This window comes from Burkholderia sp. BCC1993, from assembly GCF_905339865.1.
Taxonomy (GTDB): domain Bacteria; phylum Pseudomonadota; class Gammaproteobacteria; order Burkholderiales; family Burkholderiaceae; genus Burkholderia.
This window is the reverse complement of record NZ_CAJPGZ010000036.1, coordinates 1-19,919: the sequence shown is the minus strand read 5'-3', so window position 1 is coordinate 19,919 and position 19,919 is coordinate 1. Positions and strand designations below refer to the sequence as shown.

Genomic DNA, 19,919 nt, shown 5'->3' with positions numbered 1-19,919 from the left:
CGAGCCGGGGTTTGTCGTTTGTGCTGTGGAAACGCGATGCGCGTCCGGGCATCCACGCGGGTATCACATCCGCATCAAATAATTCGATATCCTTTGTTTTTCGATGAGGTGGAAACCACCTCGATGCGTTGAACCTTCCTGCTCTGTCCGTTCCATTCAGACGAATAGTAATCCTACGGAATGAAAAAAATCGTTGGATGAACGACGAGACGAAAGACGTTCATGCATGAGCAATACGCAGCGTCGCAACGGCGCCCGAAACCCGCACCGGCCGGGCGATCGTCGCTGACGTCCGGACTTGGTCAGCGCCGCACGTTCGCTGCCGACGCATTCCCCGTCACTTTCAGCCAGTCCTTGAACGCCCGCACGGTTTCGTCCTCCGCGCGTGCAGCCGCCACATAAGTGAAGTAGCGCCACGGCGGCAGTGCCGGTTCGCTGAACGGCTGCACCAGCCGGCCTTCGGCGATGTCGTCCGCGACGAGCGCGATCGGCCCCATCGCGACGCCGAGACCGTCGAGCGCGCCTTGCAGCGTCAGATAGAAATGCTCGAGCGTGAGCGAATGCCGCGGCACCAGATTCGCGTGCCCCGCTGCCGCGAGCCACTCGGGCCACATGCCGGGATAGGTCGCCGCATGCAGCAGCGTGAAGCCCGAGAGATCGGCCGGCGTACGCAACGGCCTGCCCTCGAGCAGCTTCGGCGCGCATACGGGCAGCCTGACTTCGGACAGGAATTCCTCGGCGACATAGCCGTCGATTGCCTGCGGGCCGCCGCGGACGATCAGGTCGACCTTGTCGCGCAACTTCTCGATCGGCTCGTTCGATGTCGACAGCCGCACTTCGACGGCCGGATGGGCGACCTGGAACGACGACAGCTTCGGCACGAGCCAGCGCAGCGAAAACGTCGCGGGCGCGCTGACGCGCAGCACGCGCTGCTGCCCCTGGCCGAAATGCTGCGCGGTGGCCAGCGCAATCCGGTCGAACGATGCACCGACCTCGGCGAGGTACGCGCGACCGGCATCGGTCAGGTCGACCCGCCGGTTGTGCCGCTCGAACAGCGGCCGGCCAAGCCACGCCTCCAGTTGCTGGACATGCCGGCTGATCGCGCCATGCGTCACGCACAGCTCGTCGGCGGCGAGCGTGAAACTGCCGAGCCGGGCCGCGGCTTCGAACGCGCGCAGCGAATTCAATGGAGGGAGTCGTCGGGCCATTCATCGTTTCGCGTGATGTTTACTCACACGAATGCTCAGATTTAATCGTTTGATCGGGCGATCATGCTTCGCCAATATGGCACACAAACGGCCGATGCGGCCGGAATATGTGTCTGAATTTCTCACATGGAGTATGGAGCATGCCGAACGTGGTGGTGGTAGGCGCCCAATGGGGCGACGAAGGCAAGGGGCGCGTCGTGGACTGGCTGGCGGCGCAGGCCGATCTCGTCGCACGCTACAACGGCGGCCACAACGCGGGCCATACATTGGTCGTCGGCGACAAGACGTACAAGCTCGCGCTGTTGCCGAGCGGCATCGTGCGCGGCAAGCGCGGCGTGATCGGCAACGGCGTGGCGCTCGATCCGGAGGCGCTGCTGGCCGAGATCGGGCGGATGGCCGAGCTCGGGCTGTCGGTGACGCCGGACAATCTGTCGATCGCGGAGAACGCCACGCTGGTCCTGCCGATTCACCGTGCGATCGATCAGGCGCAGGAGCGTCTGCGTCGCGAACCCATCGGCACCACGCTGCGCGGGATCGGGCCGGCCTACGAGGACAAGGTGGGGCGCCGCGGGCTGCGGGTTGCCGATCTGGCGGAGCCGGACCGGCTTGCCGACAAGCTCGACGTGCTGGTCGATCACCACAATGCATGGTTCCGCGGCCTGGGGCTCGAGCCATGCTCGCGCGACGCGATGCTGTCAATGCTGGTCGACATCGCACCGAAGATCCTGCCGTTCGTGCGTCCCGTGTGGGCCGACCTCAACGACGCGAACGAGCGCGGCGAGCGCATCCTGTTCGAGGGCTCGCAGGCCGTGATGCTCGACATCGACTGGGGCACGTATCCGTTCGTGACGTCGTCGGGCACCGTTGCATCGGCCGCGGCGGCCGGCACCGGCCTCGGCGCGTCGAAACTCGGCCACGTGCTGGGCGTGACCAAGGCGTACGCGACGCGCGTCGGCGGCGGCCCTTTCCTCACCGAACTGAACGACGCCACCGGCGAAACGCTGCGCGCACGCGGACAGGAATTCGGCGTCAACACGGGCCGGCCGCGCCGCTGCGGATGGCTCGATGCCGCGCAGTTGCGGCAGGCCGTCCGGATCTCGGGTATCGATTCGCTCGCGCTCACCAAGCTCGACGTGCTCGACGGCTTTGCGTCGATCGAGCTGTGTGTCGGCTATGAACTCGACGGCGCACGCGTCGACCATCTGCCCGCGAGCCTCGATGCGCAGGCGCGCGCAACGCCCGTCTATGAAACGTTCGCCGGGTGGGACGGGACCGTGAAGGGCGTGCGCGAGCGTGCGGCGCTGCCGCGTGCCGCACAGGATTTCATCGCACGCGTCGAGGCGGTCGCGGGCGTGCCTGTATCGATGATCACGACCGGCGCCGAGCGCGACGACACGATCGTGCTGAGCAATCCTTTCGACCCGGCCTGAGCGCGACGCGGCACGCGCAATGCGTGCCCGGCAGGCCGCCGCCATGCGGCCTGCATCGATCCGGTGCCGGTCGTCCTGCGGCATGGGTTGTCGCGTGAGCGACGGCCTGCCGCTGCGGCGCACGGCAAACTGGACACGCCTGCACCGCTGCGGTACTGTTCCGCACGATTCGCGCCAGACCGGCCTGTGCCGGGGCGGGCGCCGCTGCGAAGCGATTTCAATCCCGGGGACATGTCGATGGACACGTTACAGATGATGCGCATTTTCGTCCGGGTGGCGGAGGAGGGCAGCTTCACGAGCGCGGCCCAGCGCCTGGACATCACCACCGCCTACGCATCGCGTTCGGTCGCGCAACTCGAAACGCACCTGCGCACCCGTCTGCTCAACCGGAGCACGCGCCGCATCGCATTGACCGATGCCGGACAGCGCTATCTCGACCGATGCCAGCGCATCCTCGGCTATATCGACGAAGCGGAAGCCGAGGCGGCCGACGCGCAGGCGAAGCCGTCGGGGCGCCTGCATGTGCACGCGACGACCAGTTTCGGCCAGGCCTACCTGGTGCCCGCAGTGGTGCGATACCGGCAGCGCTATCCGTCGGTGGCCGTCGAGCTCACGCTGTCGCAGCACGTGCCCGACATCATCGACGAAGGCTACGACGTGTCGCTGCAACTGAGCACGACGGAGTTGCCCGACTCGGGGCTGGTGTCGCAGCGGCTTGGCGATGTGCACAGCGTGCTGTGCGCGTCGCCGGCGTACCTGAAGGAACGCGGGACACCGCGCACCGTGCGCGATCTCGAAGCGCATGCGTGCCTGCAGATCGTCACGCCGATCTTTCCGCGCGACCGCTGGCATCTTGACGGCCCCGACGGTCGCGAGACGTTCGAACTGCCGCTGGCGGATTTCCAGGTCAACATCGCCGACGCGCTCGGCGCCGCGCTGCGCGCCGGCCTCGGCATCGGTTCGTTGCCGATGTCGACCGCGGTGCCCGCACTGGCGAGCGGTGCGCTGGTTCGCGTGTTGCCCGAGTACCGACTGCAGAAACTGACGGTCTACGCGCTGTACGCGTCGCGCCAGTACCTCGACGCGAAGATCCGTACCTTCGTCGATTTCCTGCGCGAATGCGTCCCTGAAATGCTGTCCGCCGACGAGGCTGCGCTGCGCGGTTCCTGCGAGTCCTGAGCGAAGGCGGACGACGTGTGCCGGATCGAATGGCGCGGCCCACGCATCGTCCTGGAATCCAGGTTCGGCTGCGCAAGATACTTTGCACACCTAAATTGATGGTGAAAAAGACGCGGCACGACTTCACCGACCGGCTGCATCGCTCGATGCGCGCCGTTATGGAAACCCTGCTTTCGATATCGGAGATCGTCGGTGCGGTGCGAAGCGTCGACCGCCTGGCATCGATTCGACGCGTGCCCGCGCTTTCACTCGACCGTTTGCATGTCGCGCACCGGCCACGCGCAACCCGCTCCTCCGGTTCCTCCCGGTCGAACACAGGCTTCCGTCGCAGACCGACTATCCGGATCCCGTCGCCAGCCGATCGAGGCCGGTCTGGCGATCGCGGCAGGCGCCACCGCCGCTCGCGTAACGCAATCCTTCCCGCATACGACGACGCCACGGATGCAAGTCCGTGGCGTTTTGCCTGACGTGCATCGCTGCACGGCAGCGGCGGGTGCCTGCTGCGGTATTACTGCTGCTTGTCCCAGAGCGTGCGCCCGAAGAACGTGAGCGTGCGATCCCACGCGATCTGCGACCACACCGGATCGAACTGCGTGCCGCCGATGCGGCCGGGGCCGACGGCCGTTTCGTTCGCGAACGCGTGATGCGCGAGATAGCGGTGGAATTCGACGTCGACCTTTGCATCGGTCAGCTTCTTCTCCAGCGCATCGACCTGGTCGATCGCGAAGAACGCATCCTGCGTACTCCAGTGACCCATCAGCGGCACCTTGATCTTCGACGGGTCGAGGTAGTCGAGCGGAGGGAAGCCGTACCACGTGACGCCGGCGTCCGCCTCGGCGAACTGCAGCGACAGCAGCGTGAGCGCGCCACCCATGCAGAAGCCGGTGACCGCCACGCGCGACGCGCGCGTCTTCAGGTATTGAACCGCGCCGGGAATGTCCTGCGACGCGGCGTCGCCGAAATCGAGGCCCGTCATCAGGTGGTGCGCTTCTTCCTCCTCGACCGTCGACTTGCCGCGATACAGGTCGGGCACGAGCGCGAAGTAGCCGCAGCGCGCGAGGCGATCGGCGACGCCGCGGATCTGGTCATTCAGGCCCCACCACTCCTGGATGACGACGACCGCGGGTGCACCTTCGGTCTGTTCCGGCGTGGCGAGGTAGCCCTGCAGTTCCTGGCCGTCCGGACGGCGAAACGTGATCATGGAACCGGATGTTTGAGACATGAAACCGCTCCTTTTCGAAAAATGCGATGAGTGCGGCATCGGGTCGGCCAGCGAGTGCGGTATGCCCGGTGAGTCGAGGCCTCGCTCGCGTTCGCTTCGGCCGGCGCCGACCACGCGGCCATTCTATGCGCAAACGCCGGCGGTCTGCGTGAACGGCGCGATGCGGCGGCCGATCCGCGCTCGCGCATCGATCGGGCGTCGTGCGGCGCGCATGTCGCGTGCGCCGAAAACACAACACCCCGCCCCGATGGACGGGAGCGGGGTGTTGCGTCGGCAGCGGGCGTATCGCGGTATGCGTCGCGTGCGGCAGTCTTACTGACCGAAATAGACCGAGTCGCGAGCGTTCTGCTTGACCGCGATCGCGCGGCCGGCACGCACGCCGGCGGCGGACTGTGCGCCGTAACCCGTTGCGTCGCCGTTCGTCACGCGCGCCTGCGCGGTCTGCAGCGCATTCGGGTAGTGGACATCGGAGACTTCCGGCTTGTACCCGGCCTGTTCGAGCTGGACGAGCTCTGCGCGGACCTGGGCACGCGTCAGTTGGTCCGACGGGTTCGACTGAGCGAATGCGCCGAACGATGCGGACAGGGCGCTGGCAGCGGCGACTGCGTAGATGAACGACTTCATGATGACCTCCGGTTTTCGTAGATTTCGCGCTTCGCTTGTTGCGTCGAGCGGTTGATTGCATCGTAGCGATCGCGATACCGGTCGGAAATAGGCGTTCCAGCGAATAATTATTGCAACTGGGTAAACGATTCGCGGGAAAAACGGGTTTTGTCGGACGATTGTTGGCGTGCCTGATGGCGGGCACGGGTTGAGGCGGGGCATGATCGTCGCGGCGGCGGTGAGTCGAGCATGGCATGTCGACGCAAAAACGACGGGCCGGCGTGCTCCACCATGGGGGCGTATGACGACCGCACGCCGACCTTGGCCCCGACCTTGTCCGATAGAAAGCTCAATTGAATCGGATAACGAAGTATTGATGGTGGGCACGGAAATCCGCGCGTCCCATCGCGTTGAAATCGAGACCAGCCTTTCTTCGCGCATCGACGGGAATGCCCGTGCCGTCTCGTCGCGCGTACCGCATCACGCGTCGACGACCGCCTGCCGTTTCCGGTATTCGGCAGGCGTGATCCCGACATGCCGCGCGAACGACCGTCTGAGCGTATCGACATTCGCGAAGCCGCATTTCGCGGCGACCTGCTTCGGCGTGTCGTGTCCGTTTTCGAGCAACTGGCGAGCCGCCGCGACGCGGGTCGCTTCGACCCACGCGGCTGGCGTCATGCCGACCTCCGCGCGAAAGAGCCGTGCGAAGTGGCGCGGGCTCATGCCCGCATGCTTCGCGAGTTCCGCCACCGAATGTTCGAGTTCCGGATGGCTGGCGATCCAGCGCTGGACTTCCTGCAGCACCGAACGTCCCGCCGGGCGTGCCGCGCCGCTGCGGCTGAACTGGAGCTGCCCGCTCCAGCCGCGTGTACTACTTCGGTGCGCTCACGGGCCAGCGCCGCGGGTTGAGCTACGACCCCGAACTGCTCTATTGCGGCTGCATGTTCCATGACATGGGGCTCACGCATCGACACAGCAGCGCGTGTGAGCGATTCGAAGTGGACGGCGCCAATGCCGCCCGCGATTTCCTGAAGAGCAGGGGCATTTCGCAACAGGACATCGACGTCGTGTGGACCGCGATCGCACTGCACACCACCCCCGGCATTCCGCAGCACATGCATCCGGTCGTCGCGCTCGTCACCGCGGGTGTCGAGATGGACGTGCTGGGCCTCGCGTATCCGGAGTACAGCGACGTCGAGCGAGAAGCCGTCGTCCGCGCGCATCCGCGCACGCCGCGCTTCAAGGAGGACATCATCCAGGCGTTCTACGACGGCATCCGGCACAAGCCGGACACGACGTTCGGCAACGTAAAGGCCGATGTGCTGGCCGACAAGGATCCGCATTTCCATGCAGGCAATTTCTGCAGCGTGATCCGAGCGTCGGCGTGGGCCGGTTGATCGGTGTCGGTGGCGGGCAGGGAGGATGAAAGGCAACCGGTGCGGCGCATGTCGCATTCGGTGCCCAGACGGGGCGGGCTCCGTTTCGTCGATGGAATATTCATTAGAAAAGTTGTTACGTGACAACTTCATGACGTCAGCCACTGACTTCATATACGTGAATTTCACGATCTCACTCCAGGCGCGCATCTCCGGCCACGCGTGCCGGGGCGGCGAGCGGGAAGCCCCGTTTCGCCGACACCCGCAACTGCCCGCCGTCGACCGGCTGACGACCGAATCCGCCCGTCTTCGGCAAAACGCCTATAATGGTTGGGCAAATTGCCGGAGAAGAGTCATGAGTACGATCGCGTTTCACCCTTCGGGCGTCGCGCACCCGCGCCAGGCCGAGTTCACGATCCTCGAGCAACTGCTCGCGATTCGCGTGCGCTCGGGCGCCGATCTCGCCGAGCTGGCGAGCGCGCGCGTCGACGTCGCGGTGATCGACCGGCTGTCGGAGCGCGGCCTGAAGTCGGACGAACTCGCCTTCATCATCCCGCGGCGCACGCTGAGCCATCGCCGCCAGGCGCACGAGCGGCTGTCGCAGGAGGAGTCCGACAAGGCGATCCGGCTGGCGCGCATCGTCGCGCAGGCGACGGCCACGTTCGGCGACCAGGACAAGGCGATGGCGTGGCTGCGCAACGGGCTCCAGCGCTTCGGCGGACGCACGTCGCTCGACATGGCGAGTACCGAGCATGGCGCGCGGCTCGTCGAGGAAGCCCTCACGCAGATCGACGAGGGGTACTTCGCTTGACGACGCTGTGGCGCATCAGCAATTACGCGGACCTGAAAGGCATCGGCGGATTGCGGGCCGGCGGGCGCTGGCATTTTGCCGGGCAGCCCGTCGTCTACCTCGCCGAGCATCCGGCGCTCGCGCTGCTCGAGACGCTCGTTCACTTCGAAATCGCCACCGTTGCGCAATTGCCGAGCGGCTACCAACTGCTTCGGGTCGAGGTGCCTGAATCGGTGGATGTTGCCGAGATCGCGGATGGCGATGCGCCGGCCGACTGGCGAGAGGACGTCGACTGGACCCGCAGCGCCGGCACCGAGTGGCTGCACACGCAGCCGAGTGCCTTGTTGCGCGTACCGAGCGTCGTCGTGCCGCACGCGCACAACTTCCTGTTGAATCCACTGCACCCTGCCGCATCCGACATCCGCATCGCCGAAGTCATGCAGTCGCCGTACGACAGCCGGATTCTGCGGCTGATCCAGTCGAACAAGAGCGAATAGGGCTGATTGCGCATCGTCGCGCGCACAGTGCCGATCAGCGCTCGCGCGCGGCGCGGCGCGGTCCGCGGCCGCAGCGGGCGCCGGCGTCTGCCGGATCCGCGTGACCGTTCGTGAACTGGCGAGGTCAAGCATCGCGCTGATGTCGGCATGCGGATGGCCGTCGAGCAACTGGCGGCGCGCGGACGTGCTGCGCAGCACGCGCGAACTCAGGTCCGGGGGCGTGAAAGCCGGTCGCGGTCAGTGCGTCGTGCACGACGAACGGCAGGCACATGTCGTTCATTGCACTGCCGCTGCGCGGTGCGGGAAACAGCCGCGCCGAAGTCGACGCATCCGTCGACATCGATCGCCACGCAGCGAGCGGCGCCCGCGCAAACGAAGCGAGTCCGATCGTCCGCGCCGGCGATCAGGCCGTCAATGCGCGGCATGCGCCTCGTCATGTCCATCGAGCGGATCGCGAGCGGGTTCAGCGACGTTGCACGCTCGACGGCCGGTCACACCGCTCCGTTCCCTTCTTGCACAAAAAAATCCGTTCGTGGGACTATCGATCGCGTTGCCCGGCCGCCGAGGAGGCAGGCAGCATGACGAACATCGCAACGGTCGACAAGAATCTCGAGAGACAATGAACCGAACAGCAATTTTCCCGTCCGCGTCCGCGTTGGTCGCAGCCGTCCTGATGACGGCGTGCGGTGGTGGCGATATCGAAAACAATGCAGGCGCCACGTCGCCGCCCGCATCCGACGCGAGCTGCCTCGCGCTCGACAGCAGCGGCTCGACGGTCGTCGTGGGCTCGAACCAGCCGGGCGATCCTTCGCTGCCGGAAGCCTCGTCGGGTTATCGCACCGGCATGAAACCCGTCCATGCGAAGACGTACCTGGTGGCGACCTCGAACGCGTATGCCAGTGCGGCCGGCTGTGCGGTGCTGAAGCGGGGCGGCACGGCCGCCGATGCGGCAGTCGCCGTGCAGGCCGTGCTCGGCCTGACGGTGCCCGAGGCGACCGGCCTCGGCTCGGGTGGCGTGCTGCTCTACTACGATGCGCGCGGCAAGACACTGCAGGCGTACGACGGACGGGAAACGGCACCGGCCGCGGCAACCGAGAACGACCTGCGCTACGTCGACGACCGGACCGACCAGTCGGCACCGCAACCGAACGCGCGCGCAAGCGGCCGTTCGATCGGCACGATCGGCGTGCCGAGGCTCATCGAGGCGCTGCAGCAGGATCATGGCAAGCTGCCGTGGCAGGGGCTGTTCGGCGACGCGATCACGCTCGCGACCAACGGCTTCCCGATCGGCGGCCGGCTCGCTGATGCGATCGCGTTGAATGCCGCCAACCTGAAGCGCGATCCCGAGGCCGCCGCGTATTTCCTGAACGCGGACGGCACGCCGAAAACGCTCGGCACCGTACTGAAGAACCCGGCTTACGCGCACACGTTGACGCTGATGGCGCAGTCCGGCGCGAGCGCGCTGTACACGGGGCAGATCGCGCAGGACATCGTCGCGAAGATCGCGACGACGCAGGGCGCCGACGGCTCGACGATCACGCCGGGCAAGACGACCGTCGCCGATCTGGCCGCCTACCAGGCGAAGCGTCGCGAGCCCGTGTGCACGACCTATCGCAGCTACTGGGTGTGCGGGATGCCGCCGCCGTCGTCGGGCGGTATCGCGGTCGCGTCGGCGCTGGGCATGCTCGAGAACTTCGACCTGAAGCCGCTGAAGCCGACGGCGATCGATTTCGAAGGCGGCAAGCCGACCGTCGCCGGCGTGCACCTGATCACCGAAGCCGAGCGTCTCGCGTATGCCGATCGCGACAAGTACGTGGCCGATACGGATTTCGTGCCGCTGCCGGGCGGCACATGGGACACGCTGCTGAACAAGCCGTACCTGAAGTCGCGTGCCGCGTTGATCGACACGAGCCGCAGCATGGGCACCGCGCAGCCCGGCAATCTCGGCGCGGTGCCGCTCGGCGTCGACACGACGCTGATCGAGCACGGCACGAACCAGTTCACGATCGTCGACGGCGACGGCAACGTGCTGAGCGCGACGACGACCGTCGAGTCGAGCATGGGCTCGTTTCACATGACCCACGGCTTCCTGCTGAACAACCAGCTGACCGATTTCTCCGCGAACCCGGTCGACAGCGCCGGCAATCCGGTGGCGAACCGCTTGCAGCCGGGCAAGCGACCGCGCAGCTCGATGGCGCCGACGATCGTGTTCGGCAAGGCCGCGGATGGCTCGCGCGGCGATTTCGTGATGGCGACCGGTTCGCCGGGCGGCGGCACGATTCCGCAATACGTGGTGAAGACGCTCGTCGGCGCGCTCGACTGGGGGCTCGACGCGCAGCAGTCCGCGGGCCTCGTCGACTTCGGCGCGAGCAACAGCCCGACGACGAACATCGGCGGCGAGCATCCGAACGTCGATGCATCGAACCAAGGCGCGAACGATCCGCTGATCGCGGGGCTCGTCGCGCTCGGGCACAAGGTCTCGACGTCCGCGCAGGCGAGCGGCGTCAACACCGTGATGCGCGTGACGGTCGGCCAGTCGCCCGCGCTGCAGGGCGGTACCGATCCGCGTCGAGAAGGCGTCGTGCTGGGTGACACGTTCAGGCCGTAAGCTGGCGGCATCGGAGGACAGCGTGCGGCTCAGCTCTGCCGGTCGCGGCGGGTAGGGTGCTGCACGTCACCGATGCGGAACATGAAGGCGGCACACGGCAGCTATGATCGACGAACAGAACGGCCACGCATCGTGGCAAGGGGGCGCCGTGACGAACGCGCATCTGCTTGAAATGGACGCCATCCTGTCGGGCCCGGGGTTTTTCGATTTTCTCGGCGACGTCGATTGCGATCGCGCGCTGGCCAGCCGCGAGGCGGAGCCGTTCGACGCCGGCTGGATGACGGCATTCGATGAAATCGACGGCGACCCTGGCGCCGTGCTGGACAAGCCGGCCGTGGATGCCCTCAGGGAAAAGGCGTTCAGGCTCGCGTTCCGCGCATCGGGGAATGCCGACATCGCGGCGTGCGTGTCGGACGACATCGAGCTGATCGCGCGAAGCCGGCTGTCGGGCCGCACCGACGGCTGGCCGTCACGCGTTCTTTGGGATGCCTACAGGAACGGCCGGTTTCCCTGCTAGCCGATGCGGCGTACCGGATGCGCCGATGCATGCGATCGGACGATGTCAATCACGTGCCTGCCGCAATGATTGTCAAACAGTGTGAGTCAATCGTCAGCATTTGCAACGGAAGTAACAGTCCCCGCAATTCGGTGGTTTTGGGCGTGGGTGCGGCTACATTGGCTCCACCTGCCGCACGTCGCGGTGAGGCATGCGACAAGCCGCACGAAGGCGGCCCGCAGCAACAACGTCTTTGGGGAGAATGACCATGAACAAGATTCGCACGATTCTGCTTGGCGCCGCGCTGACGGCAATCGCATCGGCCGCTTTCGCACAAACGGCCCAGACGGGCGCAGAAGGTTCCGCCGGCGTCGGCGCACAAGTCCAGACGCCGCTGCTCGGCGGCGGCGTGGGCGTGCAGGCGGGTGCAGGCGCGAATGCCGCGGGCTCGGGTTCGGGCGCAGGCAACCTGGTCGGCGGTGCGCTGAACGGCGTGGGCAAGACGGTCGGCGGCGTCGGCTCGGCAGCGGGCAACGCGGTTGGCGGTGCGACGCAGGCGGTCGGTTCGGCTGCAGGCGCGGCGAAGGATGCCGCGGCATCGGCCGTGCACACGACGAAGTCGCACGTGAAGCACGTTGCATCCTCGGCAAAGAGCCACGCGCAAGGCGCGGTGTCGACGGCGGGTGATGTCGCAGGCGGCGCGAAGGCGAAGGCCGGCGAAGCACTCGAGGGTGCGGCGAACTCGGTGCAGGGCGGCGCATCGGTTGGCGTGAAGGGTTCGGCGTCGGCACAAGGCGGCGCGCTGTAAGCGATACGCTTTTAGCCAAGGCCCGGCCCGCTTCGATGCGGGCCGGGTTTTTTTTGTTGGCGCGAGCCGCGCGTCGTGGCCGCGTCCGTGTGCCGCGAACCGGAACCGGCGTGCCGCGCACCCTCTGCCCATTGCCTGCCCGCCATGCTTAAATAGCGGGGCTCCCGGTCGCCGGTCGCCCTTGCGCGGCACCGGTCGATGCAGGCAAGCATGTCCGATCGGCATCGTGACGACAGACGACTCCAAAGTGCCGCCCCGGCCCGCCCGGCGTGGTCCGATAACATTCCGAGGCATCACGACCATGACCATCCCGTTCCGTCTTCTTGCGCTTGCCTGCGTGCTGTGGCTCGCGGCTTGCGCGTCACCGCCCATGCCGCGCGGCGAGTGACGCGTGCGGGGTGAGCACGGCGGGCGCCAGGCCGGACGAATTCGCGGCGCCCGCTTTCAGGTACCATCCCGACCCGCTGGCGACGGGCGGCACGATCGGTGCGGACGAGCGCCGCCACCCGCGACGGCGCACCCGGCGGCGGTCCGGATTGCGACCGGCGGCCGCGCGCGTCGTTCGACGGCGCACAATGCAATGCCGGTCGACATCGCCCTTTCGTCATGAACCAGAGGAATCTTCGTGAAGTTCATCCACGCCGCAGACATTCACCTTGATAGCCCGCTGCACGGCCTGAGCGCGTATCCGGATGCGCCGGCCGCGCAGTTGCGCAACGCGTCGCGCGAGGCGCTGCGGCAGCTCGTGGATCGTGCGATCGAAGAGGAAGTCGCGTTCCTCGTGATCGCCGGCGACCTGTACGACGGCGACTGGAAGGACCACAACACCGGCATTTTCTTCGGCCAGCAAATGGGCCGCCTGCGCAAGGCCGGCATTCGCGCGTTCGTGCTCGGCGGCAATCACGATGCCGAAAGCGAGATGACGAAGAAGCTGACCTTGCCCGACAACGTCACCGTGTTCGGCCACCGCAAGCCGGAAACCTTCAAGCTGCCGGAATTCGACGTCGCGCTGCACGGGCAGAGCTTCAAGGACAAGGCCGTCGTCGACAATCTCGCGATCGCCTATCCGGATCCCGTGCCGGGCCATTACAACATCGGCGTGCTGCACACCGCGCTCGAAGGCTATGCGGCGCATGCGAACTATGCGCCGTGCACGCTGGCGGAACTGCATGCGAAAGGCTACGACTACTGGGCGCTCGGCCACGTGCACGAGTTCCAGCATTGGCCGGGGCCGTCGACCGTCGTGTTTCCCGGCAACCTGCAGGGGCGCCATATCCGCGAGACGGGCCGCCGCGGCGCGGTGCTCGTGACGGTCGAGCAGGGGCGTACGCACGTCGAGCGCCTGTACCTCGACGTGCTGCGATGGGAAGCGTTGTCGGTCGACGCGTCCGACTGCCTGACGGTCGTCGACCTGTCGAGAAAGATCGGCCAGTCGCTGGAGGCGCTGTTGAGCGTCGATGGCCACGTGCCGCGCGCGGTGCGCGTGACGGTCACGGGGCGCACGCCCGCGCACGGTCTCTTCTTCGGCCGTGCGCCGCAATTGCGTGCGGAGGTGCTGAACCAGATCGGCATCATCGGCAACGAACGGCTGTGGCTGGAGAAGGTCCGGCTCGCGACGTCCGCGCCTGAGCAGCCGCAGGGCGAGAGCGAGCAACTCGAGGCGCTGGAGGATCTGAAACAGATCCTGGCCGACGCCGCACACGATCCGGATTTTCTCGCGCTGCTCGAACGCGACCTGAAGCCGTTCGTCGGCAAGGTGCGCAGCGACGTGAAGGAAGAGGTGCCGCTGCTGACGATGGCGCGCGCCGGCGAACTTACGGCGCTGGTCGAGCAGGTCGGTCCCGCGTTGCTCGCGCGGCTGGCGAGGGGGGAATAAGCGATGCGCATCAGCCAGCTCGACCTGATCAAGTACGGCAAGTTCACCGACGAGACGCTGCGCTTTCCGTCGGCCGGCCAGGATTTCCACGTGATCGTGGGGCCGAACGAGGCCGGCAAGTCGACGATCCGGACGGCCGTGTCGGAACTGCTGTTCGGGATGAAACTGCAGACGCCGCTCGACTTCCTGCATGCGACGCCCGAACTGCGGATCGGCGGTGTGCTGGAGGGCGGCGCGGGCGCGCTCGCCTTTCATCGCGCCCGCGGGCGCAGTTCGCTGCGCACGCCCGCCGACGACAAGCTGCCGGACGACTATCTCAACGCCATCCTCGACGGCGCGACGCGCGAGTTCTTCGAGCAGATGTTCGGGCTCGATCACGGGCGGCTCGTCGACGGCGGCCGGAGCATTCTCGACGCGTCCGACAAGCTCGGCCAGGTGCTGTTCGAATCGGCGGCGGGCGTCGGCACGCTCGGCCCCGTGCGCGAGGAACTCGATGCGCGCGCGGGCGAGCTGTGGGCGCCGCGGCGCAGCGGCAGCGCATTCGCGCAGGCCGAGACGTCGTTCAACGAAGCAGTTGGCGAACTGAAGGCGGTCCAGGTGCGCACGCGCGACTGGGTCGATCGCAAGGAGGCGCGCGACGCGGTCGAGCAGGAGATCGAGCAGGCGCGCGTGGAGCAGCGTCGCCTTGAAGCGCTGCGCTCGAAGCTCGAGCGCGTGCGGCGGCTGGCGCCGTACCTGAAGGAACTGACGATCAAGGAAGCGGCGCTGGCCGAACTGGGGGCCGTCGTCGAGCTGCCGCCGACCGCGTATGCCGACTTGCTGAAAGCGCAAGGTGATCTCGCGGCCGAACAGAAGGTGCTCGAGGAACGGCGTGTGGATCTGCTCGCGAAACGGCAGGCACGTGATGCGATCGATCCGGATGCCGATGCGCTGGCGCTCGAAGCCGATATCGAAGCGCTCGACCGGCTGCGCGGCGCATGCATGAATCATGCACAGGATCTGCTGTTGCTCGGCGCGGACGTCGAGCGGCATCTGTCCGCCGCGGGTTCGGCCGCCGCGCAGCTCGGCTGGCCGACCGACGAGACGTCGCTGCGCGCGGCCCTGCCGACCGCGCTGTCGCTGAAGACGGTCGCGAACCTGCTGCGCGACCACGGCGCGCTGCATCAGGCGCTGGCCGGCGCGCGCGAGTCGTTCGACGAGCGCACGCAGGAACTCGCGCAGGCACAGGAACAACTGGCGCGCCTGTCGACCGTCGATGTGCCTGAAGCGCTTCGTGCGGCGCTCGCCGATGCGCAGGGCTTTCGCAATAGCGGGCAGCGTGAACAGGCACTCGAACGCGACATCGCGGCCGCCGAGCACACGCTGTCCGACGCGCTCGATGCGCTCGGCCAGTGGCGCAAGCCGGTCGACGCGCTGCGTGCGCTCGACGTGCCGTCGGCGGCGCGGCTCGGTGTGCTGCTGACCGAAGCAAGCGAGCGCGCGAGCGCGGCCGCCGCCGCACGCGATGCACGGGACGGCGCGCAGGAAGAACACGAGCGGCTCGAACTGCAGGAGAAGCATTTCGCTCAGACCCACAAGGTCGTCACGACCGCCGACGTGCTGGCGGCGCGCGCTCGCCGCGATTGCGCCTGGGGCGACGTTCGCAGTGGCGCGGTGGATCTCGCAACCGGCGCACCAGCCGTCGACGATGCGATTCGCCTTGCCGACGAACTCGTCGATGCGCAGCTCGGCGCCACGCAAGCGGCGGCGACACTGCAATCGCTGCGTCAGCAGGTCGAATCCGCGCACGTCGTGTTGACGCGCCGGCAGGCGACCGTGGACGAGCGCGAACGCGAGCTGGCGGCACATCGCGACGCGTGGGCCGAACTGGCGACGACGGCCGGCGTGCCCGGCATGCCGCTGGCGGCGATGGGCGACTGGCTCGCGAAGCGCGACACGGTGTTTGCCGCGCAGCTGGAACTCGACCGCCTGCGCCGCGAATTCGCGACGATCCGCGATGCACGCGCCGGCGCGGAAGCCGCGTTGCGTTCGGCGCTGCGCGTGGTATCGCGCGGCGGCGACGCCGACGGCCTGACGGCACTCATCGCGATCGCCGGGACGTTCGTGCAGTCGGCGGAGAAGACGCTCGCACAAAAGGACAGCCTGGAGGACCGCGCGCGCGAAGCCGAACGCGGATGCGCGACGGCTCGTTCGCGCGCCGGCCAGGCCCAGACCGCCTACGATGCGTGGCATGCGCAATGGCGCGACGCGCTTGCCGACGCGAAGCTGTCCGCACATGCGGTGACGCTGGCTGCCGCGGAAGGTGCGCTCGCGCTCGCGAATACGGTGACCGCCGAACTGGCCGACGCCGATGCGCCGCGCAACCGGATGACCGCGATCCGTGCGGAGCTGGTCGCGCTCGAGGCCGGCGCACGGCGGCTGGCCGAAGCGCTCGAGCCCGCGTGGCTGGCGAGCGGCGACTGGCTGGACGTTGCGCGCCGGTTGACGATGCGCGTTGCGGCCGCACGGGAAACCGCGCGTGCGGTCGGTCGTGCCGACGACGCGGTGCGGCAGGCTGACGGCAAGGTCGCCGATGCCGCCGCCGCGGTGGCAGGCGCGGATGCACGCATTCAGCCGTTGCTGCAACTGGCCGGCGTCGCGTCGATCGACGCGGCGCTGCCACTGGCCGAGCAATCGGATCGGCAGCGCCAGCTTCGACAGGCCGTCGATGCCGCGAAGGAGGCGCTGGTGCGCGACGGCGACGGGTTGTCCCAGCCGGCCGTCGAGGCCGAGGTCGCGGAACAGGACATCGCCGACGTGCCCGCGCATCTCGAAGCGGTGAAGCAGTCGCTGGGCGACGTCGGCACGCGCCTGAACGCGCTCGCGCAGCAGCAGGTCGTGGCCCGGCAGGCATTCGGCGCGATCGACGGCCAGGCGAACGCGGCCGTGGCCGAAGCCAAGCGGCAGGAAGCGCTCGCGGCGATGGGCGATGCAGCGGAACAGTATCTGGAAGCGGCGACCGCGAGTCGCTTGCTGAAGTGGGCGACCGATCGTTATCGCGACCAGAAGCAGGGGCCGATGCTGCGCCGGGCGGGCGAGATTTTCGCGGGACTCACGCTGGGCGAATTCGCGCGGCTGACCGTCGACACCGAACGGACGCCGCCCGCGCTGTATGCGCGGCGCACGAAGGGCGCGTCGGTCGAGGTCGCCGGCCTGAGCGAAGGGACGCGCGACCAGTTGTTCCTCGCGCTGCGGATCGCGGCGCTCGAACTGCAGCTCGCCAGCAGGACCGGGCTGCCGTTCGTTGCCGACGACCTGTTCATCAACTTCGACGATGCACGTGCGAAGGCGGGGCTCGAGGCGCTGCGCGATCTGTCGACGCGAACCCAGGTGCTGTTCCTGACGCACCACGATCATCTGCTGCCGCTCGTGCGGGACGTGTTCGGCGCGCAGGTCAACGTGGTCGCGCTGCAACGCGAGGCAGCCGGCGCATGACGCCGGGCGGCCCGATGTCCCGATACGTGGGAATGGTCATCGCGTACAGGTAGTATGTGCGGTTCCGAAACGCACGCGACCGGTTCTGCCGGTCACGGGTCCGGCCACACGAGGGGTCAACATGAACAAGCTGGTAGCTGCCATTGCGTTCGCGGCGGACAAGCATCGCAATCAGCGGCGCAAGGACGACGAGGCGTCGCCATACATCAACCATCCGATTGCGCTGGCCGCTGTGCTGGCCAACGAAGCCGGCATCGAGGACGAGCGCGTGATCGTCGCGGCGGTGTTGCACGACACGATCGAGGACACGGAGACCACCGAGCAGGAACTGCTGCGGCTGTTCGGCAAGGACGTCGCGGACATCGTGATGGAAGTCACCGACGACAAGTCGTTGCCGAAGGACGAGCGCAAGCGCCTGCAGGTCGAGCATGCGGCGACGATCAGCCGCCGCGCGAAGCTCGTGAAGCTCGCGGACAAGATCTGCAACCTGCGCGACATCGCCCGGCATCCGCCCGCAGACTGGCCGCTCGAGCGCAAGCAGGCGTACTTCGACTGGGCGAAGTCGGTCGTCGACCGGATGCGCGGCGTACATCCGGGCCTGGAAGGGATCTTCGACGCCGCGTACGACGCGCGGCCGGCCGACTGACGCGCGGCCATGCAGGCGGCCCGATCCCGATCCGTCGCGCGGTCACTGCCTGCGGTGGCGGGCGTCGACGTGGGCGGCGACAGGAAGCAGTGCGACCTCGTGATCCTGCGCGGCTCGACGATCGTCTGGCGCGAGGCGCGGATCGCGCCCGAAGCGCTGCCTTCGCTGTGTATCGAGCATGACGTGGTGGCGGTCGGCGTCGACGCGCCGAGCCTGTGGTGGACCGGAAGCGGACGCCGGGCGGCCGAGCAGGCGCTCGCGCGTGAACGGATCTCATGTTTCCCGACGCCGTCGCGCGAGCAGGCCGTGGCCAGCACGTCGGGCTTTTTCGACTGGATGTTCATGGGGGAGCGCGTCTACCGCGCGCTGGCCGGCGCCTATCCGCTGCTGACCGACGCCCGATATGCCGGCGGGCGTGTGAGCTTCGAGACTTATCCGTACGCGATTACCTGCGCGTTGCTCGGCAAGGCGATTGCGTCGGCGAAGCAGAAACGCAACCAGCGGCGGCAATTGCTCGCGCAACTCGGAATCGACGTGTCGACGTTGCGATCGGTCGACGCGCGGGACGCCACGCTGTGCGCATTGACCGCGCAATACGTGATCGACGGCAGCGCGCACGCGTATGGCGATGCTCAGGGCGGGTATATCCGTGTACCGGTCGTCGGCGAGACGATCGTTCTCGATACGCTCCAGTCACGGGCCGCGGCTCGCTGATACCCGTGAACCCGTGGCAGCAGGGTGAGCTTTTTCGGGACGCGCATCGGACTGTCGACGTCACGGTGTCGAGCAGGGACAGCCGGTCGGCATGTGAGGAGCAGGTGGCGTGCGCGTCAACATAGGCAGTCGACGCACCGTATGCCTCACGGCCGTGATGCTCAGTCTTCGAGAATGGACTTCGGCACGCTGGAGAGATCGCAGGCATCTGCCTGCTCGAAGTAGCCTTGCGCATCGTCGATCATCACGACCGCGACGTCGATCAGTTCGTCGAGCCGCTGCAGCAGCGATTCGCGCCACTCGATGTCCTCGTCGCGCTCGGGCGTCTTGTCGAGCTGCTCGATGATCGAGTCGGCGGTCTGCAGGAACGGGATCGCCTGTTGATAGTTTTCGATCGAGACCATCGCTGCGTTGCGCGCGCCGACGAGCCGTTCACGATGCTCGTCCGCCAGTTCGGACTCGCCGCTGATGCGCGGCAGGACATCCGAGATGCGTTGCAGGAGCGGCGGGACCTGTTCTTCGAGCATGACGGCGCGCTCGCGCAGCGCGGCGTATTCATCGCGGAGATCGGCGTCGCCGGATTGTGTGGTGCTGTCCATCGTCGGTGTGAGTGCGTTGTTCGATCGCGGCATGATACTCGACGGCGTGCGCCCCTTCGTTTGTTCCGCAGCCGGATGACGAGAGCGCGACGCCAATACGGAGCGCGGCGGAACAGAGGATGTCGTCGACCGCCTATATATAGATAAGAGGAAAGAAGGAGGCGCCCCGGATCCGTCGTGGACTTCTCGCGCTGCAGTATGTGCTGAGCGTGACACTCCAGCCCCGTGCGCGGCAGCGCACGGGGCTTTTTCAAAATATTTTCACAAAGGGGTTGCGGAGATGAGGGCAGGTGCTTAGAATCACGCCTCTTTCGCGCTAACGGAAACACGGCGCGGGAGAAGAAGGGAAGCGGTGCGGTTGAGGGCGGGTGGTAGGAGCCCCGGCGCACACGA

At 67.2% G+C, this 19,919-nt stretch carries 15 protein-coding genes and 3 pseudogenes; 12 read left to right on the top strand and 6 right to left on the bottom strand.

The window, feature by feature from the left end:
* Nucleotides 1-302: 302 nt before the first annotated feature.
* Complete coding sequence (gcvA, locus tag U4Y91_RS36180) at nt 303-1,208, bottom strand: transcriptional regulator GcvA (RefSeq protein WP_321809071.1); 906 nt, start codon at nt 1,206-1,208, stop codon at nt 303-305.
* Nucleotides 1,209-1,348: 140 nt separating this feature from the next.
* On the opposite strand from gcvA, the gene U4Y91_RS36175 reads away from it, so the two are divergent.
* The gene (locus tag U4Y91_RS36175; RefSeq protein WP_321809070.1) at nt 1,349-2,638 is read left to right on the top strand and encodes an adenylosuccinate synthase; all 1,290 of its coding nucleotides are present in this window, start codon (nt 1,349-1,351) and stop codon (nt 2,636-2,638) included.
* Nucleotides 2,639-2,875: 237 nt separating this feature from the next.
* Complete coding sequence (locus U4Y91_RS36170; RefSeq protein WP_321809069.1) at nt 2,876-3,817, top strand: LysR family transcriptional regulator; 942 nt, start codon at nt 2,876-2,878, stop codon at nt 3,815-3,817.
* A gap of 508 nt (nt 3,818-4,325) precedes the next feature.
* On the opposite strand, the gene U4Y91_RS36165 is transcribed toward U4Y91_RS36170, so the two are convergent.
* From U4Y91_RS36165 to U4Y91_RS36155, 3 genes and pseudogenes are all read right to left on the bottom strand, one after another.
* A complete protein-coding gene (locus tag U4Y91_RS36165) occupies nt 4,326-5,039 on the bottom strand; it encodes a dienelactone hydrolase family protein (RefSeq protein ID WP_321809068.1) in 714 nt (237 codons plus the stop codon).
* A 312-nt stretch (nt 5,040-5,351) separates the two neighbouring features.
* A complete protein-coding gene (locus tag U4Y91_RS36160; RefSeq protein WP_321809067.1) occupies nt 5,352-5,663 on the bottom strand; it encodes a DUF4148 domain-containing protein in 312 nt (103 codons plus the stop codon).
* A gap of 459 nt (nt 5,664-6,122) precedes the next feature.
* Nucleotides 6,123-6,497, bottom strand: a pseudogene (locus tag U4Y91_RS36155) (helix-turn-helix domain-containing protein); the annotation flags it as partial.
* Nucleotides 6,498-6,499: 2 nt separating this feature from the next.
* On the opposite strand from U4Y91_RS36155, the pseudogene U4Y91_RS36150 reads away from it, so the two are divergent.
* The 3 genes and pseudogenes from U4Y91_RS36150 to U4Y91_RS36140 all read left to right on the top strand — a co-directional run.
* Nucleotides 6,500-7,039 (top strand): annotated as a pseudogene (locus U4Y91_RS36150) (HD domain-containing protein); the annotation flags it as partial.
* A gap of 334 nt (nt 7,040-7,373) precedes the next feature.
* Entirely contained in the window at nt 7,374-7,829 is a 456-nt protein-coding gene (locus U4Y91_RS36145; protein ID WP_044848829.1) for an antitoxin Xre/MbcA/ParS toxin-binding domain-containing protein, read from the top strand.
* Nucleotides 7,826-8,305: an RES family NAD+ phosphorylase gene (locus tag U4Y91_RS36140; RefSeq protein WP_321809066.1), complete on the top strand. Its 480-nt coding sequence runs from the start codon at nt 7,826-7,828 to the stop codon at nt 8,303-8,305. Before U4Y91_RS36145 ends, U4Y91_RS36140 begins: the two co-directional genes overlap by 4 nt.
* Nucleotides 8,306-8,356: 51 nt before the next feature.
* Here U4Y91_RS36140 and U4Y91_RS36135 read toward each other — a convergent pair.
* Nucleotides 8,357-8,705: pseudogene (locus U4Y91_RS36135) on the bottom strand (site-specific integrase); the annotation flags it as partial.
* Between the two features lie 219 nt (nt 8,706-8,924).
* On the opposite strand from U4Y91_RS36135, the gene U4Y91_RS36130 reads away from it, so the two are divergent.
* The 7 genes from U4Y91_RS36130 (at nt 8,925) to U4Y91_RS36100 (ending at nt 18,927) form a co-directional block, all read left to right on the top strand.
* Nucleotides 8,925-10,913 carry a gamma-glutamyltransferase family protein gene (locus U4Y91_RS36130; protein WP_321809065.1) on the top strand — a complete coding sequence of 663 codons (1,989 nt, stop codon included), beginning with the start codon at nt 8,925-8,927 and terminating at the stop codon, nt 10,911-10,913.
* Between the two features lie 103 nt (nt 10,914-11,016).
* On the top strand, nt 11,017-11,430 hold the full coding sequence (locus U4Y91_RS36125; protein ID WP_321809064.1) for a hypothetical protein: 414 nt from the start codon (nt 11,017-11,019) through the stop codon (nt 11,428-11,430).
* Nucleotides 11,431-11,677: 247 nt separating this feature from the next.
* Nucleotides 11,678-12,217, top strand: coding sequence for a hypothetical protein (locus U4Y91_RS36120; RefSeq protein ID WP_257773456.1), 540 nt, complete (start codon nt 11,678-11,680; stop codon nt 12,215-12,217).
* A 625-nt stretch (nt 12,218-12,842) separates the two neighbouring features.
* Nucleotides 12,843-14,093: a DNA repair exonuclease gene (locus U4Y91_RS36115; protein WP_321809063.1), complete on the top strand. Its 1,251-nt coding sequence runs from the start codon at nt 12,843-12,845 to the stop codon at nt 14,091-14,093.
* A gap of 3 nt (nt 14,094-14,096) precedes the next feature.
* A complete protein-coding gene (locus U4Y91_RS36110) occupies nt 14,097-17,567 on the top strand; it encodes an ATP-binding protein (protein ID WP_321809062.1) in 3,471 nt (1,156 codons plus the stop codon).
* Between the two features lie 121 nt (nt 17,568-17,688).
* Nucleotides 17,689-18,213: an HD domain-containing protein gene (locus U4Y91_RS36105; RefSeq protein ID WP_044848835.1), complete on the top strand. Its 525-nt coding sequence runs from the start codon at nt 17,689-17,691 to the stop codon at nt 18,211-18,213.
* 9 nt (nt 18,214-18,222) lie between these two features.
* Nucleotides 18,223-18,927 (top strand): DUF429 domain-containing protein, encoded by a 705-nt coding sequence (locus U4Y91_RS36100; protein WP_321809061.1) that lies wholly within the window; start codon nt 18,223-18,225, stop codon nt 18,925-18,927.
* A gap of 161 nt (nt 18,928-19,088) precedes the next feature.
* Here the strand turns inward: U4Y91_RS36100 and U4Y91_RS36095 are convergent, their stop codons facing one another.
* A complete protein-coding gene (locus U4Y91_RS36095) occupies nt 19,089-19,559 on the bottom strand; it encodes an ATPase (protein ID WP_124489723.1) in 471 nt (156 codons plus the stop codon).
* Nucleotides 19,560-19,919 lie beyond the last annotated feature (360 nt).

Excerpts from the sequence above, each read along its gene's own strand:
- U4Y91_RS36100 (WP_321809061.1), top strand. The coding sequence starts at position 18,223 with ATGCAGGCGGCCCGATCCCGATCCGTCGCGCGGTCACTGCCTGCGGTG.
- U4Y91_RS36130 (WP_321809065.1), top strand. The coding sequence starts at position 8,925 with ATGAACCGAACAGCAATTTTCCCGTCCGCGTCCGCGTTGGTCGCAGCC.
- U4Y91_RS36165 (WP_321809068.1), bottom strand. The coding sequence starts at position 5,039 with ATGTCTCAAACATCCGGTTCCATGATCACGTTTCGCCGTCCGGACGGC.
- U4Y91_RS36170 (WP_321809069.1), top strand. The coding sequence starts at position 2,876 with ATGGACACGTTACAGATGATGCGCATTTTCGTCCGGGTGGCGGAGGAG.
- gcvA (WP_321809071.1), bottom strand. The coding sequence starts at position 1,208 with ATGGCCCGACGACTCCCTCCATTGAATTCGCTGCGCGCGTTCGAAGCC.
- U4Y91_RS36095 (WP_124489723.1), bottom strand. The coding sequence starts at position 19,559 with ATGCCGCGATCGAACAACGCACTCACACCGACGATGGACAGCACCACA.
- U4Y91_RS36110 (WP_321809062.1), top strand. The coding sequence starts at position 14,097 with ATGCGCATCAGCCAGCTCGACCTGATCAAGTACGGCAAGTTCACCGAC.
- U4Y91_RS36145 (WP_044848829.1), top strand. The coding sequence starts at position 7,374 with ATGAGTACGATCGCGTTTCACCCTTCGGGCGTCGCGCACCCGCGCCAG.
- U4Y91_RS36160 (WP_321809067.1), bottom strand. The coding sequence starts at position 5,663 with ATGAAGTCGTTCATCTACGCAGTCGCCGCTGCCAGCGCCCTGTCCGCA.
- U4Y91_RS36175 (WP_321809070.1), top strand. The coding sequence starts at position 1,349 with ATGCCGAACGTGGTGGTGGTAGGCGCCCAATGGGGCGACGAAGGCAAG.
- U4Y91_RS36120 (WP_257773456.1), top strand. The coding sequence starts at position 11,678 with ATGAACAAGATTCGCACGATTCTGCTTGGCGCCGCGCTGACGGCAATC.
- U4Y91_RS36105 (WP_044848835.1), top strand. The coding sequence starts at position 17,689 with ATGAACAAGCTGGTAGCTGCCATTGCGTTCGCGGCGGACAAGCATCGC.
- U4Y91_RS36125 (WP_321809064.1), top strand. The coding sequence starts at position 11,017 with ATGATCGACGAACAGAACGGCCACGCATCGTGGCAAGGGGGCGCCGTG.